Source organism: Acidimangrovimonas sediminis (genome assembly GCF_002871005.1).
GTDB lineage: Bacteria > Pseudomonadota > Alphaproteobacteria > Rhodobacterales > Rhodobacteraceae > Acidimangrovimonas > Acidimangrovimonas sediminis.
Genome location: NZ_PHSN01000017.1, coordinates 169,559 through 183,399 on the forward strand (window position 1 = coordinate 169,559; position 13,841 = coordinate 183,399).

General features: G+C 66.7%; 14 protein-coding genes. 6 read left to right on the forward strand and 8 right to left on the reverse strand.

Annotated features, from left to right (window positions below):
* The first annotated feature begins 13 nt into the window (after positions 1–13).
* On the forward strand, positions 14–559 hold the full coding sequence (locus CVV76_RS16545; protein ID WP_146010318.1) for a response regulator: 546 nt from the start codon (positions 14–16) through the stop codon (positions 557–559).
* A 187-nt stretch (positions 560–746) separates the two neighbouring features.
* Here the strand turns inward: CVV76_RS16545 and CVV76_RS16550 are convergent, their stop codons facing one another.
* Together CVV76_RS16550 and CVV76_RS16555 are read right to left on the reverse strand one after the other, a co-directional pair.
* Entirely contained in the window at positions 747–1,373 is a 627-nt protein-coding gene (locus tag CVV76_RS16550; RefSeq protein ID WP_233192988.1) for a response regulator transcription factor, read from the reverse strand.
* A gap of 139 nt (positions 1,374–1,512) precedes the next feature.
* Positions 1,513–3,321 carry an ATP-binding response regulator gene (locus CVV76_RS16555; RefSeq protein ID WP_146010319.1) on the reverse strand — a complete coding sequence of 603 codons (1,809 nt, stop codon included), beginning with the start codon at positions 3,319–3,321 and terminating at the stop codon, positions 1,513–1,515.
* Between the two features lie 269 nt (positions 3,322–3,590).
* On the opposite strand from CVV76_RS16555, the gene CVV76_RS25455 reads away from it, so the two are divergent.
* The gene (locus CVV76_RS25455) at positions 3,591–5,585 is read left to right on the forward strand and encodes a BapA/Bap/LapF family prefix-like domain-containing protein (protein ID WP_146010320.1); all 1,995 of its coding nucleotides are present in this window, start codon (positions 3,591–3,593) and stop codon (positions 5,583–5,585) included.
* Between the two features lie 314 nt (positions 5,586–5,899).
* On the opposite strand, the gene CVV76_RS24715 is transcribed toward CVV76_RS25455, so the two are convergent.
* The gene (locus tag CVV76_RS24715; RefSeq protein ID WP_146010321.1) at positions 5,900–6,100 is read right to left on the reverse strand and encodes a hypothetical protein; all 201 of its coding nucleotides are present in this window, start codon (positions 6,098–6,100) and stop codon (positions 5,900–5,902) included.
* Between the two features lie 507 nt (positions 6,101–6,607).
* Between CVV76_RS24715 and CVV76_RS16575 the strand changes: the two genes are divergently transcribed.
* A complete protein-coding gene (locus CVV76_RS16575) occupies positions 6,608–7,576 on the forward strand; it encodes a LysR family transcriptional regulator (protein ID WP_102225795.1) in 969 nt (322 codons plus the stop codon).
* On the opposite strand, the gene CVV76_RS16580 is transcribed toward CVV76_RS16575, so the two are convergent.
* The 5 genes from CVV76_RS16580 to CVV76_RS16595 all read right to left on the reverse strand — a co-directional run bounded on the left by CVV76_RS16580 (position 7,552) and on the right by CVV76_RS16595 (position 11,793).
* Positions 7,552–7,881: an AtuA-related protein gene (locus CVV76_RS16580; RefSeq protein ID WP_102225796.1), complete on the reverse strand. Its 330-nt coding sequence runs from the start codon at positions 7,879–7,881 to the stop codon at positions 7,552–7,554. The genes CVV76_RS16575 and CVV76_RS16580 overlap by 25 nt on opposite strands.
* 1 nt (position 7,882) lies before the next feature.
* Positions 7,883–9,217 (reverse strand): acyclic terpene utilization AtuA family protein, encoded by a 1,335-nt coding sequence (locus tag CVV76_RS16585; RefSeq protein WP_102225797.1) that lies wholly within the window; start codon positions 9,215–9,217, stop codon positions 7,883–7,885.
* Positions 9,218–9,229: 12 nt separating this feature from the next.
* Positions 9,230–10,546 (reverse strand): CitMHS family transporter, encoded by a 1,317-nt coding sequence (locus CVV76_RS16590; protein ID WP_102225798.1) that lies wholly within the window; start codon positions 10,544–10,546, stop codon positions 9,230–9,232.
* A gap of 430 nt (positions 10,547–10,976) precedes the next feature.
* A complete protein-coding gene (locus CVV76_RS25685) occupies positions 10,977–11,267 on the reverse strand; it encodes an MmyB family transcriptional regulator (RefSeq protein WP_158243185.1) in 291 nt (96 codons plus the stop codon).
* A complete protein-coding gene (locus CVV76_RS16595; protein WP_102225799.1) occupies positions 11,161–11,793 on the reverse strand; it encodes a helix-turn-helix domain-containing protein in 633 nt (210 codons plus the stop codon). Before CVV76_RS16595 ends, CVV76_RS25685 begins: the two co-directional genes overlap by 107 nt.
* Positions 11,794–11,814: 21 nt before the next feature.
* On the opposite strand from CVV76_RS16595, the gene CVV76_RS25690 reads away from it, so the two are divergent.
* From CVV76_RS25690 to CVV76_RS16605, 3 genes are read left to right on the forward strand one after another with little or no spacing between them, the layout of a single operon-like run.
* The gene (locus CVV76_RS25690) at positions 11,815–12,456 is read left to right on the forward strand and encodes an alcohol dehydrogenase catalytic domain-containing protein (RefSeq protein ID WP_199178632.1); all 642 of its coding nucleotides are present in this window, start codon (positions 11,815–11,817) and stop codon (positions 12,454–12,456) included.
* Positions 12,348–12,863 (forward strand): hypothetical protein, encoded by a 516-nt coding sequence (locus CVV76_RS25215; RefSeq protein WP_199178636.1) that lies wholly within the window; start codon positions 12,348–12,350, stop codon positions 12,861–12,863. Before CVV76_RS25690 ends, CVV76_RS25215 begins: the two co-directional genes overlap by 109 nt.
* Positions 12,864–12,882: 19 nt before the next feature.
* Positions 12,883–13,782 (forward strand): helix-turn-helix domain-containing protein, encoded by a 900-nt coding sequence (locus tag CVV76_RS16605; protein WP_158243186.1) that lies wholly within the window; start codon positions 12,883–12,885, stop codon positions 13,780–13,782.
* Positions 13,783–13,841 lie beyond the last annotated feature (59 nt).

Below are 13,841 nucleotides of genomic sequence, written 5' to 3' on the forward strand. Positions count from 1 at the left end.
TGAGGGAAGCGAGATGTTGAAACAAGCCACTGCCACCCGGCCGCACCCGGCTCGTCGGGCGATCGCGGGACTAGAACCGTTGCGTGCCCTGCCCGAAGCGTCGGTCGACCGCTTCTTCTCCAACAACAACCCGATCGCGTTCCGCCGGCTGCTGCCGAAAGGCTCCATGCTGATCTGCGGCGATGGCCAGTCGATGCTGCGCGAAGCGAACCGCGTCGCCGCCCGCCACGCCGCAAGGGTCTATGTCGCGACGCCGGAAGACGGCCTCACCACCGACTGGATGCGGGCGCATGTGCCCGACATCGACCTGATCCTGGTCGACAGCGACTGCATGGGAGAGATCGAGGACACGATCGACTTCTGCCTGCAGGTCCGGCGTGCGACGCCCGCGCTGCCGATCATCATGGTGTCGAGCGAGATCCGCGGCGACGATTACACCTGCGAACGGATGATGGCCTGCGACGTGTCGCTGAAGAATGGCTTTTCCGACATGAAGCTCGAGAAGACGATCCCGATCGCCTACGCGAACAACGCCTATTATCAGAGCAGTAGAGCCTGATCCTCACCCCATCAGGTTCACTTTCTTCCTTCGGGCTACAATGCCCCCACAGCAGATGAGCGGTTCGAAGGAAGAAGAGCGGGAGATCGGCAATTTCGCAGGCCTCCCGATCGTGAACTCCCCTCCACCCGGAGGGGAGTTTTCACATTCCGGACAGGCCCGCTGCGACCGGCGCGGGGAAATTGCCCTAGATCAGGTTCATGTCCCGCGCCATCATCACCGCCTGCGTGCGGTTGCTGGCGCCCAGCTTCTTGCAGACGGATTGGACATGCATCTTCACCGTGGGTTCGGACAGGCCCAGGCTTTCGGCGATATCGCGGTTCGACATTCCCTCGCCCAGCTTGTCGAGAACCGAGAATTCCCGGTCCGACATCGGGGTGGCCATGTTGTCGCGTGCGACGTTGCGTTCGTTCAGCAGATCCAGCGGCACATGCCGTTCGCCCGAAGCGAGGAATCTGATCGTGCTCGTCAGGCTCTTGAGGGAGGCCGTCTTCACGATGATCCCCGCCCCGCCCTTTTCCAGCAGTTCCTCCGCCATGCGCGCCGTCGGGTTGCCGGTCAGGATCGCGACGGGTTTGCGGTCATTCGCCTCAAGCGCGACGCTCAGCCCCTCGAGACCGTTCATGCCGGGCATGTTCAGGTCGAGAAGGACGATGTCATAGGGGCCATCTTCCGCGATGTGTTTCAGGGCTTCCTTCAGATCCCGGGCGGTCGTGAGCTTCATATCGGGAGTGCTTGAGATGAACATCTCGAACATCTCGAGGATCATGGTATGATCATCGGCGACAAGCACTTTCAGGTGGTCGGTTTCCAACTCGTCTTTTCCATCTCTTGTCACAGTACTAACCAGCCATCTTTCAGCCAGGCGGGTCAGGGATGATAGCGCCTCGTGGCATGCAAGAAAATTCCATACTCCAGATGCGCAATTTCGGGGGCTTTTACATAAGTGCCAACTATTCGAGCAGCGCACGCGTCTTGCGCACGGCAACTTCCAGGTCGTTCACAGCCGACGCACGAAGGGCGTCGTCCTCCCCCACACGCTGGATCTGGCGCAACGCCCGCTCAATCGCACTGAGACCGGTGATGCCCACAGAACCGACAGTTGCGTGAAGCATCGGCCGCGTTTCCGCTCCATACCCGCAATCTCTCACGAATTGAAGCGTTCGTTCGGCTTCCTCGACGGCCCGGTGCAGGAATGCGAGCGTCGCATCCTTGCCCAGTTCCGCCTCGAGTTCGCCCACCACCTCGCGATCCAGAAGGTCCGTCATGGTCTCGTCGCTCCCGTTCGAAGGGGTCCCCGCGGGCTGGTCCGCCAGGGCAAGTTCACCACGCACCACCTCGATCAGGCTGGCGCGCAGATCAGAGGATTGAAGCGGCTTCTGCAGGACGATTTCCATCCCGGCCGCATGGCATTCGGCCAGGATCTCGGGGTCGTCGTGCCCGGTCAGGCCGATGATGTGGCGCGGCGGCACGATCTTTGCCTCGGCATGCAATCGCTGCACCAGGGCGATCCCGCTCATGCGCGGAAGGCCGACGTCGACGATGGCGAAATCGAAGGGCGTCTGCCTGTCGCGGATGAGAAGCAGCGCCCCCTCTCCATCCGACACGGCCGTGACCGCGGCCCCGGCGTTGCGCAGCACCTGGACAATCCACTTCCGGCTGACCGACTGATCCTCGACCACCAGCACGGTGGTGTCCCCAAGCGGCCTGTCGCGCTGCACCGGAAGGGCGATTTCCTCTGTCGCCTCAAGGCCTTGCTCATCGACCGTGGCAAGGCCCGCCTCGGGCAGCACGAATTCCGCCCGCAGCGCGGATCGCGCAGGTGTGGCAACCCGGTCCCAGCGGCCATCCAGCAGGATCATCGCCAGCCGCTCGATCTCCAGCCCGTAACCGGTGGCGGTTCCATGCAGCTTGGGCCGCATCCACGGCTGGCGCAGCTTCTCGACGACCTCCTCGGTCACCCCGTCGCCGTTCTGCCAGACCTCGAGCCCGACGGCCCAGGCGGCCTCGCCCACAGGGCGCGCGCACAGGCGGACTTCCACCTCGCCCGCCCCGTGATGCACCGCGTTGGCGATCATGTTCTGCGCAAGCGCAAGGATCAGGCCCTCGGGCGCGCTCAGGGCCACCGGGAATTCCGACTTCTCGAACTCCAGCGCCCGCCCCGCCGCCGAGGCATAGGGCTTGAGCTGGCGCACAAGGTTTCCGACGAGGCGCGGGAGGTCGACACGCACCGGCCGGGGCAGCCCGCTGATGTCATCACTTTTCAGCGAGAGGCCCACGCCGATGTGCCGAACGGCGATATCGGCAAGCTCGCGCAGGTCCATCATCTGGTCCGCCGCGTGGCCCGATTCCTCCGAAAGCCGCTCCACGCCCCCCAGCAGCGACTGGATCAGAACGCGCAGGTCGTGCAGCAGCAGGTTTTCCAGCGCCATCGCCACCGGCTTCAGGTCTGTCGCGGTCGGCCCGTCCACCGCCGCGCGCCGAAGCATGAACAGCGGCGGGGCGCCATCCTGCACCGACAGCCGGACAAGCTCTCCGCGCACCTGGCCGTCGGTCCAATCCATCCGGGTACGATCGCCAAGCGCCAGAGAGAGGTCCTGCCGCCCTGCCAGCGTCCATTTCTGGGCCGCGCCGGAGGCTGCCGGGCTTGACCCGAGAAGGGTGCCCCGGTCGTCGAGGATCAGAATTGCGGCATCCGCACCGTCCCGCTCCAGCTCGATGACATCCAGAAGTGTGCGTAGGGGCACCATACGTTTGGGCACTACTCGATCCCGCTCTTTTAGGCGTTTTTTCGCATCAGATTATAAATCGTTCGTCGTGGTACTCCAGCGTCGCACGACATACCCCTGCACGGTTTCGATCCCTTTTCCAGCAAAAATACACGCTACGGATGACTCGCGACTCCTTGAGGCGTAATCGATAAATACTTTGGTTTGCAGTTTACATCCTTTAGCATATTATATGATTCATTAGTTAGAATCGCCGTACACTCGTCATCCCGAGCGGCGCCAGGCTCGAAGGACCCTCCTGAATGTCGACGCAAACCATCACCGCGCACCCCGGCTCCGTCGTGCGGATCGGCGTGGCCAAGGGGCACGTTGCCCAATACGTCCGGGACGGACAGAACCTCGTCGTCGAGACGACCGAGGGTAACCGTATCGTGGTGAGGGACTTCTACGCCAAGGCCGCGGACGGCAAGGTGACGTCGCTTTCCTATCTCGACGGAACACCAACCGGCGTGACCGCCGCCACTCCGGCGACTGGCGCCGAGGCCGCCGCCGGCGGCATCGGCGCCGGAATGGCGACCGTACTGAGCGGGCATGGCGGCGCGATCGCTGCCGGGATCGCCGGATTGCTGGCGCTTGCCGCCGTCAGCTCCGACGATTCCTCGAACAGCGCGACCGACACCACCGAGGTCACCCAGCCGACCGAGGTGACGGATGTGACGGAACCCACGGACAGCACCGAGACGACCGACGTCACCGATACCACCCAGCCCACGGATGGCGGAGAGCCGACCGACGGCACCGAACCCACGGAAGGCACCGAACCAACCGACGGGACGGAGCCCACCGACGGCACCCAACCGACCGAGTCGGATGTCGGCGTGCTCGACCCGCTCGTCGGGCAGGACGGGCTTCTGGGCGAGAACGGCGTTCTGGGCCTGTCGCTTCCCGGCGTCACCGGCTCGGACGGCCTCGTCTCCCAGCTTGTCGGCGATGACGGTGTCCTCGCCGGTGTGACCGGGTCGGACGGGGTGGTGGGCGCGCTACTGGGCACGGGCCTTGTCGGCACAGACAGCCCGACCTCCAGCGATGGCGCCCTCGACAGTGTAATCGGCGACGACGGCCTCCTCGGGTCGGTGACGGGCGACGATGGCCTGCTGGGCTCTGTCACCGGGTCGGACGGCCTGCTCGGCAGCCTGCTGGGGAATGACGGCCTGCTCGGCGCGGTCACCGGGTCGGACGGCCTGCTTGGCGACCTGCTTGGCGAGGGCCTTCTGGGCGCCGGCAGCGGCGACGGCACGGGCGATGCGCTCGACGGGATCATCTCTGATTCCGGCACGCTCGGGGCGCTGACCGGCGACGACGGGCTTCTGGGCTCGCTCACCGGATCGACCGGCCTGCTCGGCAACCTGATCGGCGATGACGGCCTGCTGGGCAGCGTGACCGGATCGGACGGAACCCTTGGCGCCCTGCTCGGCACCGGCCTGACGACCGGCGGCGGAGAGGCCTCCGACACCGGCGTCCTCGACAGCGTCCTTGCCGATGGCGGGATCCTCGGGCCGATCACCGGCAACTCGGGCGTGCTGGGCGAAGTGACCGGGTCAGAGGGCCTTCTGGGCGATGTCGTCGGCGACGACGGGTTGCTTTCCGGCGTGACCGGAAGCGACGGCCTGCTCGGCGATGTCCTGAACCAGGGGCTTCTCGGCGACGAGGTGAACGGCGGCGTCAGCCCCCTCGACGGCCTGCTCGGGCAGGACGGACAGCTCCTCGGCGCGGATGGCGCGCTCGGCGGGCTTCTCGCCCCGGTCGACTCCCTGACGGGCGGCCTTCTGGGCAGCGACGGCGGTGCCGTCAGCGGTCTGCTCGGATCGGAAGGGCCTCTGTCGGGCGTGACGTCGACCGTCGACAGCCTCGTCGGTGACGTGGTCGGCGACACCGGGCTGCTGTCAGGCGTTCTGGGCAACGACGGCGCGCTGAGCGGGCTCGTCGGGGAAAACGGCCTTGCGGGCACCCTCTTCGATGAGGGCGGCGCCGGCAGCCAGGTCACGGGCGATGGCGGCCTTGTCGACAGCGCGGTGGGTGCGGTCAACGATGTCGTCTCGACGGTCGCGGAGGTCGCGACCGACGGGGTTTCCTCCGGCGGGGACAGCGGTCTTCTTGGCGGAGTGCAGGATGTGGTCAGCGGTCTCACCGGCGGGCTTCTGGGGAGTGACGGCAGCGCGCTCGGGACGCTGCTCGACACGGCCAGTCCGGTCGACGATCTGCTGAACGGCGACAGCCAGTCGGCCATTATCGGCTAGGCGGGGCGCCGGCGGCCGCCGGCCGGACAATGCCTCCGGCTGGCGGTCGCGAATTTTCAAGGACGGGCCCGGCGCAGCCGGCCCCCACCCGTCACCTTCAGTTACGACAAAGCGGCACCCGCGGGCGGCACCACCGGGCACACCCTGTGCCGCATTTCCCCGCTTGCATCCAGGGGCGCGCACATGACTGACACCACCCGGACACCACGAAGGGCGGGGCGCGGCAGGCGGAATTTTCGGAAGATGTGGCCGAGAAGGTGAGGCCGGGGAAGAGCAAGCGCACTTCGACCCGCCACTGGTCGCGTCGGCAAAAGCTATCTGCGGCTGGCCGGAGGCCGCTCGGGGCAGCGCAGGGCGCCCTGGCGCATCAGGACGAGGGCGAAACCCAGCCCCGCGCCAAGCCAGCTGCCCGGGAAGGCCACCAGAAGACTCGCCCAGATCGACCCGCCCAGCCAGACCTCGGCCCCAGCGGCCGCCAGTCCGAACATGCAGCCGATGAGAAGGATCCCCAGCATCTGGGCGCTTCCCTCCGGCGGCTTTTCCTGCGGCCGCGGAGAGGGGCCGCGTCGCCTGCGGGACGTCTCAAATCTTACCAACGCGTCGGCATAGTCGCGCATCTGGATCATCGGACTTCCTCCTGGCGAAATGAACTCCTAGGCGAGGCGGTCGAGACGTTCGGCCCAGCGGCGGCTTCTGCGCAATTGCTGGTGGCCTTCGAAGGCGGCAATAACGATGGCAGAGCTGATGCTATAGGCGAGGAAAACAAGCATGGATTCTCTCCGTGTGTCTGCAATATACATACTTTAGTCAGTCACGTCACTCTAAAGTAGTTTTCAAATTTCTTATGCATCCTATTTGCCGTTGCGCGAGAAAAAGACTGTTTTCGCGAACGAAACTGGAGCCGGGCCTGCGGCAGGGCGCCGGCGGCCGTGGCGATGCACCTTGCACTGACCGATTGCGTTCCGGTCCGGGGCGGTGACGGTTAGAAGAGGGAAAGCGCCGCGACCGCGGAAGGGAAAGTGATGAAGATTGCACCGAGCAACCGGCAAGTCCGGGCCTTTCTGGCCGTGGCCCACCACCTGCAGTTCACCCGCGCGGCCGCAGAGCTCAACATGTCGCAGCCGGCGGTGACGGTGCAGATCACCCAGCTTGAGGAACAGCTGGAGGTGAAGCTGTTCGACCGCAGCAAACGCGCGGTCTTCCTCACCTCGGCGGGGCGCGCGCTGCTGCCGTTGATGGAGCGGCTCGAGGCGGATTTCGGGGCCATCGTCGCGGCAAGCGAGGATCTGGGCACGGGCCGCCGCGGTACGGTGCGGGTGGCGGCCCTGCCCTCGGTCGCGGCGACGTTGCTGTTGCAGGCGCTCGGGCGGTTCCGGGCCGACAATCCCGGTGTCACCATCGAGATCTTCGATGTGGTGGGAGAGGAGATCCTGCGGCTGGTGAAGGACGACGCGGTGGATTTCGGCATCGGCCTTCCGCTGACCCCCGACCGCGGGCTGACGGTGCAGCGGTTCGTCCGCGACCGGATCTGCGCCTACGTGCCTGCGGGACACCCGCTTGACGACGGGCGCGCAGCCCTGCCCCTGTCCGATTGCGCGGCGCATCCCCTGATCCTGACCAAGCGCAACAGCTCCGTCCGCGTGCTGTTCGACCGGGCGATCGACGCGGAGGATCAGGAAATCGAGGTCGCGATGGAGGTGAACTACATGTCCTCCGCCCTTGGCGCGGTGCGGGCGGGGCTGGGCATCGCGATCCTGCCGGCCTCGGCGCGCGAGGCGGGCTGTGCGACGGGGCTCGTACACCGCCCGATCCTGTCCGCGGCGCTTGACCGAGAGGTCGGGATCATCCGGCGGGCGGACCGGTCGTTGCAGCCCGCAGCCGCACTTCTGGTCGCGGCCCTGCGCGACGCGGCCCACGACAGCGCGCTGTTTCAGGCGCTCGACAAGACCCCGGATCGGGCCCCCGATCAGCCCTTGGACGCGCCGGGCTGACGCTCCGGCAGGTCGAGGTCGAGCAGCGCGGAGCCCAGGCACTTGCCATGCGGATCGAGCGCGAGCGAGCGCGTCACCCCGCCGCCAAGCGCGTTGCGCATCAGGAAGTTGACCGCGCCAAGCGCGGGCACCTCGAACCGCTCCACCTCGCCCTTGACGATGCCAGCGAACTTGGCGCGCACCACCTCGGCCGTCACATGGGCGGCGAGAAAATCGTAATCCGCCGGATCGAAGGCGATCACGGCGATCGAGGAATGGTCGCCCTTGTCGCCGGTCCGGGCATGGGCAATCTCGCGTAGCTTCATCTCAGGCCTCCAGGATGGTGACGGCGGGCACGGCCATCGCGCGCGGCACCAGCGCGGACATCACGGCAACCACCTGTTTCGCCGATTTGGTGACCCCGCCGCCCCCGGCCGGGCCGTTGGTGTAAAGCGTCTCCACCTCGTCGCCGATCTTCTCGGCCTCGCGCAGACTGGCCGCCCGGCCCACGACGCGGGCGCGCACCTCGGCGGGCGTGCCCCCCGTGACGGCGCCGCCCAGGATCGCATTGACGCCGATCAGGTCGAACCGCAGCTCGGGGCTTTGCAGGCCGATGATCCCAAGGCGCTCTCGCACGATCTCCAGCGCCAGCGCGCCCCGGGCTTCCGCGCCCGGGCCCGCGTAGGAGATCTGGCCCTCGCCCACGTAGCCGTCGACATAGCCTACCGAGACCTTGAGCGTTTCAGGCCGGGCCCGACCGGTGGCGCCGCTTACGCGCACGCGGTCGGGGCCGATCTCCTCGATCTGGATGCCCGAGAAATCGGCGGTCACGTCGGGGGTCAGATAGCTGGCCGGGTCGTGCACCTCGTAGAGGATCTGCTCGCGCACCGTGGCCGCGCTGACCTTGCCGCCCGAGCCCTCGACCTTGGTGATCACGACGCTGCCGTCCTCGGACACCTCGCCGATGGGAAAACCCAGACGGGCGAGCCTCGGCACGTCCTTGACGCCCGGATCGGCGAAATAGCCGCCGGTCACCTGCCCCGCGCATTCCAGCAGGTGGCCCACGGCCGTGCCGCAGCCCATCCTGTGCCAATCGTCCGAGGCCCAGTCGAATTCGTGCATCAGCGGCCCGAGGAACAGCGCCGGATCCGCGACCCGCCCGGTAATCACGACATCGGCGCCCGCCGCCAGAGCCTCGGCGATCGGGGCCGCGCCCAGATAGGCATTGGCCGAGACGATCTCCGCCTGCATCTCGGCCGCGGGCCTGCCGGTTTCGGCAAGCGCCACGTCGGAGACCATCAGCGGCGCCAGCACGTCGTCGCCGGTGACCGCCGCGATCTTCAGTCCGTTCAGGCCGAGGTCGCGCGCGATGTCAGCGATCAGGCGCGCACCGGCCTCGGGGTTGGCAGCGCCCATGTTCGTCACGATGCGCACGCCCTGCGCGTGGCAAAGCGCCAGCACACGCCGCATACGCTCGGCCAGAAGCGGATCATACCCCCGCTCGGGATCGGCCAGCCGCGCCTTCTGCGCCAACGCGATGGTGCGTTCGGCAAGGCATTCGAACACGAGATAGTCGAGCGCCCCCTTCTCGGCCAGTTCTACCGCCGGTTCGATGCGGTCGCCGGAATACCCGGCGCCCGTCCCGATGCGTATCGTCTTCATCTTGCTTCTCCGTCAGAGCGGCAGCACCCCGAACAACACGGCGGCGACGGTCATCACCACCGAGATCGCCCAGAGGTACTTGAACGCGAATTTCTGGTGATCCCCAAGCTCGACCCCGCACAGCCCCACCAGCAGGAAGGTGGCAGGCGTCAGCGGGCTGACCGGGAAGCCGGTCGTCATCTGCCCCATGATCGCCGCGCGTCCCATCTCGACCGGCGCGACGCCAAGGTGATTGCCCGCCTCGGCCATCACGGGCAGCACGCCGAAGTAGAAGGAATCCGGGTCGAACAGCATGCTCAGCGGCATCGACAGGATCCCCAGCACGACGGGCATGTGCCCGGCAAGGTCGGTGGGGATATGTGCCGCCGCCGCCGCGGCCATGGCCGACAGCATCTTGGTCCCGCCCATGATCCCGGCGAACACGCCTGCGGCCAGCAGGATCGACCCCATCATCAGCGCGGCCTTGGCATGGGCGTCGATGCGCCCGCGCTGCAGGTCGACCGAGGGGTAGTTGAGCAGCAGCGCAAGGATCGTGCCCAGCATGAAGCAGATCACCGGCGGCGCGACCTGCGCGATCATCGAGGCCAGCACCGCGATCACCAGCACGACGTTGACCCAGAACATCCCGGGGCGTGTCAGGCCGGCCTCGTCCTCGGTCAGCTCGCGGCGGTGGTGCGCCGGTCCGCCCGCGGCGGCCATCGCGCCACCGGCAAGGCCAAGCCTGCGTTCCTCGCGTCGACCAAGGATCCAGGCGAAGACGAGGACGCAGAGGAAGCCCACGATCTGCACCGGGATCATCGGCAGGTAGAGATCGGTGATCGACACCTGAAGCGAGCTTGCCGCGCGCAGCGTCGGCCCGCCCCAGGGCAGCATGTTCGCGGTGCCCGCGGCCATTGCCACCGTGCAGGCCAGGATCCGGCGATCCATGCCGAGACGGTCGAACAGCGGCAGCATCGCCGGTACCGTCACGAGGAAAGTCACCGCCCCCGAACCGTCGAGATGGACGATCGTCGCCAGCACCGCCGTACCCACGACGATGCGCGAAGGGCGCATGCCCACGATCCTCAGGATGCCGTTGATGATCGGCTCCAGCGTGCCCGCGTCCTTGATCACGCCGAAGAACAGGATGGCGAAGATGAACATCCCCACCACGGGCGCGATCTTGGCGATGCCCGCCATCGCGAAACCGGTGGTCTGGTGCAGGCTGAACCCGGCCAGCAGGGCCGCGACAATGGGCACCAGGATCAGCGCCGCCATGGGCGAAAGCCGCTTCGAGATGATCCCCGCAAGGACCACGATGATTGTCAGAAGGCCGATCACGGCAAGCATTGGGTTCCTCCTCTCCCCGTATGTCATTGCACGGCTGCGGGCGACGGTTCCTCGCGCGGCCCTGCGGCGCGCCTTGTCCCTTCCGTCGCGGGCATTCCGGCGGGACGCACCATGGGAGGACGGATATCATAAGTGAAATGAATTTATCGGATTACAGTAATTACAATATCGCATCATAACCCGCGATCGCCGCAGCGTTGCCCGCCCGATCCGGGACCCGACGAGTTGCCCGCCGTCACCACCTCTGCCAAAGGTGAGACATCCGGACCGGGCCGATTGCACACTGCCCCGGGGCGGGAAATCCCCCTGCCTCGGCGTCGGGACACCGCGGGACGGGGGCCGTCCAGCACTGCCGCGGCACGGCTTGCGGGCAGGGTGCCACCGACGCATGGCCCGCTTCAGCGGCTCTCCGCCTCGTCGATCAGGACCATCAACCTGAGGTTTCCACCACTATCGGGCCGCATCGACAGGAACTGAAACGTCCGGCGTGTCCCGTCAGGCAGATGGAGCGTCTTCCGCCGGTTTTCGGTACTCGGCGATGGTGCGCCGCCCACCAGCCAGACGCCTCGGGCGACCGTTCGAGGATCGCGCGCATGACGTCCTCGAACGCGCTGTCACCCACGTGGCGATCGTATGCGGCGCGAAACAGGTTCAGCATCCGTCGGGCCTCGTCCGGCCAGCCCAGCCCGAAAAGCGCCCTGGCACGCGGGTCCAGCATCATGAGCAACAGCAGGTTCGGCGTCACCTCGGTGAAATTTATCGGCGTCGCCTCCGGGGGATCTATCGGCCGCCTCCGGGAGATCCAGAAGCCCGCCCAGAAGATCCGCCGCCGCGGCGTTCCAGGTCAGCAGGTCCCATCGTTCCCCGACGCCCCAGGCCGGCGCGGAAAGGGAGGAGACGAAACCCTCGAGCACCGGCGGAACCGCTTCCGGCGCGAACCGCGCGGAGGGCTGACCGCTTCCGAGGGTCAGCAAGCGGCGCTCCTCCGCGTCGTTCAGACACAACGCGCCGGACAAGGCGATCAGCACCTCCCGGGACGGGGCGACCGCGCGGTTCTGCTCCAGCTTCACATACCATTCCACGCTGATGCCCGCGCGTTGCGCCAGCTCGTCGCGGCGCAGCCCCGGGGTGCGGCGAGGGTGGCATAGGCTGGCCCTTTGCAGACCAGTATCAAGGTTGGTCTTGCTGGGTGACATGGCGCTCATAATCTCGGGGGAAACGCACTTCCCCATATCGGAGACGTCCATGAAAGCCGTCGTTCTCAAGGCATGGGGGCAGCCCCTGCAGATCGAGGATATTCCGGCACCCGCCGCCAGGGCCGGGGATGTCGTGGTGGAGGTCGACGCAAGCGGCCTTCTGCTTACTTCGCCGAAGTCTTTTCCGGCGGCCGCCGCTATCCACTCGAACTACCGGCGGTGCCGGGGGCCGGCGGCGTCGGGCGCGTCGTTTCGACAGGGGCGGATGCGGTCCGGCTCCACCCCGGCGACTGGGTCTATGTGGATACCGCCGTCCGGTCACGCGACGATGTCCTCGCACCCAAGATGACGCTTCAGGGCCTCAGCGCCCGCGGCGAGGGCGGCTTGCGGCTGCAACGACGCAGGCACGACGGCACCCTGGCGGAACAGGTTCGCGTGCCGCTGGAGAATGCCGTGCCGCTTGGAGATCTCGCCCCGGGTGAGGCGCTGAAATGGGCGGCGCTCGGTCCCGCGCTCGTGCCTTACGGCGGTTTTCTCAAGGCGGGCCCCAGCCCGGCGAAACCGTTCTCGTCAGTGGCGGGACGGGCACGTTCGGCACCGCGGCGGTGGCCGTCGCCCTGGCAATGGGCGCGGCCGAGGTCGTCGTGCCGGGCCGCAATGGCGATGTGTTGGAGGATCTCGTCCGCCGCTATGGAAGCCGCCTCAGCCCGGTGATGCTGGGCGGCGATGCGGAAGACGACACGATCGCGATGGGCGCGGCGGCGCGCGAGGACATCGACTGCGTCCTCGACATCCTGCCGCCCACGGTTCCTGCAAGCGTGGCGCCGGCGGCGCTCATGGCGGTCCGCCCCTATGGCCGGGCGGTCCTGATGGGCGGTATCGGCATGCTGGGGGGCGACGACCTGCAACTGCCCTACGCCTGGCTCATGCGGAACTGCATCACCCTGCACGGACAATGGATGTACCCGCAAACGGCCGTTCCCCGCCTCGTCGCCCTTGCCCGGTCAGGGCAGCTCGACCTTGGCCAGTGGGAGGCCACGCCCTTTGACCTTGAGCACGTCATTCTCATGACAGCTTCAAGATTTGCGATGCCCGAAATATTTAGATACAAATTCTCATGACATGAGACAGGAGTGGACAGTGGCCGACCCGGACAAGGGGTTTCCAGATATCGGGGAGCGTCTTCGCGCGTATCGCATCGCCTCTAACCGCAGCGTCGACGACGTGGCGAAGAAGCTGGGCGTCAGCCGCGCCGCGGTCTACCGCTACGAACAGGGCGAGGTGGTCAAGATCGAGACGGTGCAGCGGCTGGCCCGCCTCTTGCGGGTGCCGATGACCGCGCTTCTGGGGATCGACATCGAGTTCGTGTCGGACGGCATCGTCTTCTTCGAACGCATCCGCCAGATCGAAAGCCGCGCGCAATCCACCGTCATCGTCTTCGGGCCGATCGCCTATGTGCTGACCTCGGAGGAATACGACACCATCCTGCGCCGCGCGCTGAGCGAGACCTATCCCGCGATGTCCCCCGCGGTGGAACGCAAGCTTGATGGCCTTCTCGACAGCCTCAGGCGGCGAAAGCAGGCGTTCTGGGACAACAGGCTGAGCATCGTGAGCATTTCCTCGGTGCCCGAGATCGAGCGGTTCCTCGCGACCGGGCTGGTCGCCCGCACCAACGTGCCCGAGGCGATTTCATATGAACGCCGCACCCATGCCATCCGCGAGGTACGGCATATCGCCGCCATGCTGCGCCATCCGCCGATGGGTGTTCAGATCGGCCTGTTGACCGAAGGCCTGCCGGTCAGCGGGTTCCAGATCATCCGCGAGCACGAGCGGACGCGGGTGGTCAACAGCCCCTTCCGCGTCGTCGACATTCCCAACGTGCGTTTTGGCGTGGCCTCGATCATCGACATGGATCACGTCGTGCAGATGCACGAGGAGATGGCCAACGACTTGTGGACCTCGGCCCTGACCGGCGCCGCGGCTGCGGATATTCTCGACGAGATGGCGCTGCAGCAGGAGCGCACCTGTTCCGGCCCCTGAGACCGGGATCGGGTGATGCAGGAATTTCCGTTCTGCCCCACCTTGCGCAAGGTGATCAG

Bases quoted from the DNA above. Each gene is read 5' to 3' on its own strand.
- CVV76_RS25685 (WP_158243185.1), bottom strand. From the start codon at position 11,267: ATGATGCTGGACCCGCGTGCCAGGGCGCTTTTCGGGCTGGGCTGGCCG.
- CVV76_RS16590 (WP_102225798.1), bottom strand. From the start codon at position 10,546: ATGCTTGCCGTGATCGGCCTTCTGACAATCATCGTGGTCCTTGCGGGG.
- CVV76_RS24715 (WP_146010321.1), bottom strand. From the start codon at position 6,100: ATGCTGGGGATCCTTCTCATCGGCTGCATGTTCGGACTGGCGGCCGCT.
- CVV76_RS25455 (WP_146010320.1), top strand. From the start codon at position 3,591: ATGTCGACGCAAACCATCACCGCGCACCCCGGCTCCGTCGTGCGGATC.
- CVV76_RS16580 (WP_102225796.1), bottom strand. From the start codon at position 7,881: ATGAAGCTACGCGAGATTGCCCATGCCCGGACCGGCGACAAGGGCGAC.
- CVV76_RS16585 (WP_102225797.1), bottom strand. From the start codon at position 9,217: ATGAAGACGATACGCATCGGGACGGGCGCCGGGTATTCCGGCGACCGC.
- CVV76_RS25690 (WP_199178632.1), top strand. From the start codon at position 11,815: ATGGGGGCAGCCCCTGCAGATCGAGGATATTCCGGCACCCGCCGCCAG.
- CVV76_RS16595 (WP_102225799.1), bottom strand. From the start codon at position 11,793: ATGGACGTCTCCGATATGGGGAAGTGCGTTTCCCCCGAGATTATGAGC.
- CVV76_RS16575 (WP_102225795.1), top strand. From the start codon at position 6,608: ATGAAGATTGCACCGAGCAACCGGCAAGTCCGGGCCTTTCTGGCCGTG.
- CVV76_RS16545 (WP_146010318.1), top strand. From the start codon at position 14: ATGTTGAAACAAGCCACTGCCACCCGGCCGCACCCGGCTCGTCGGGCG.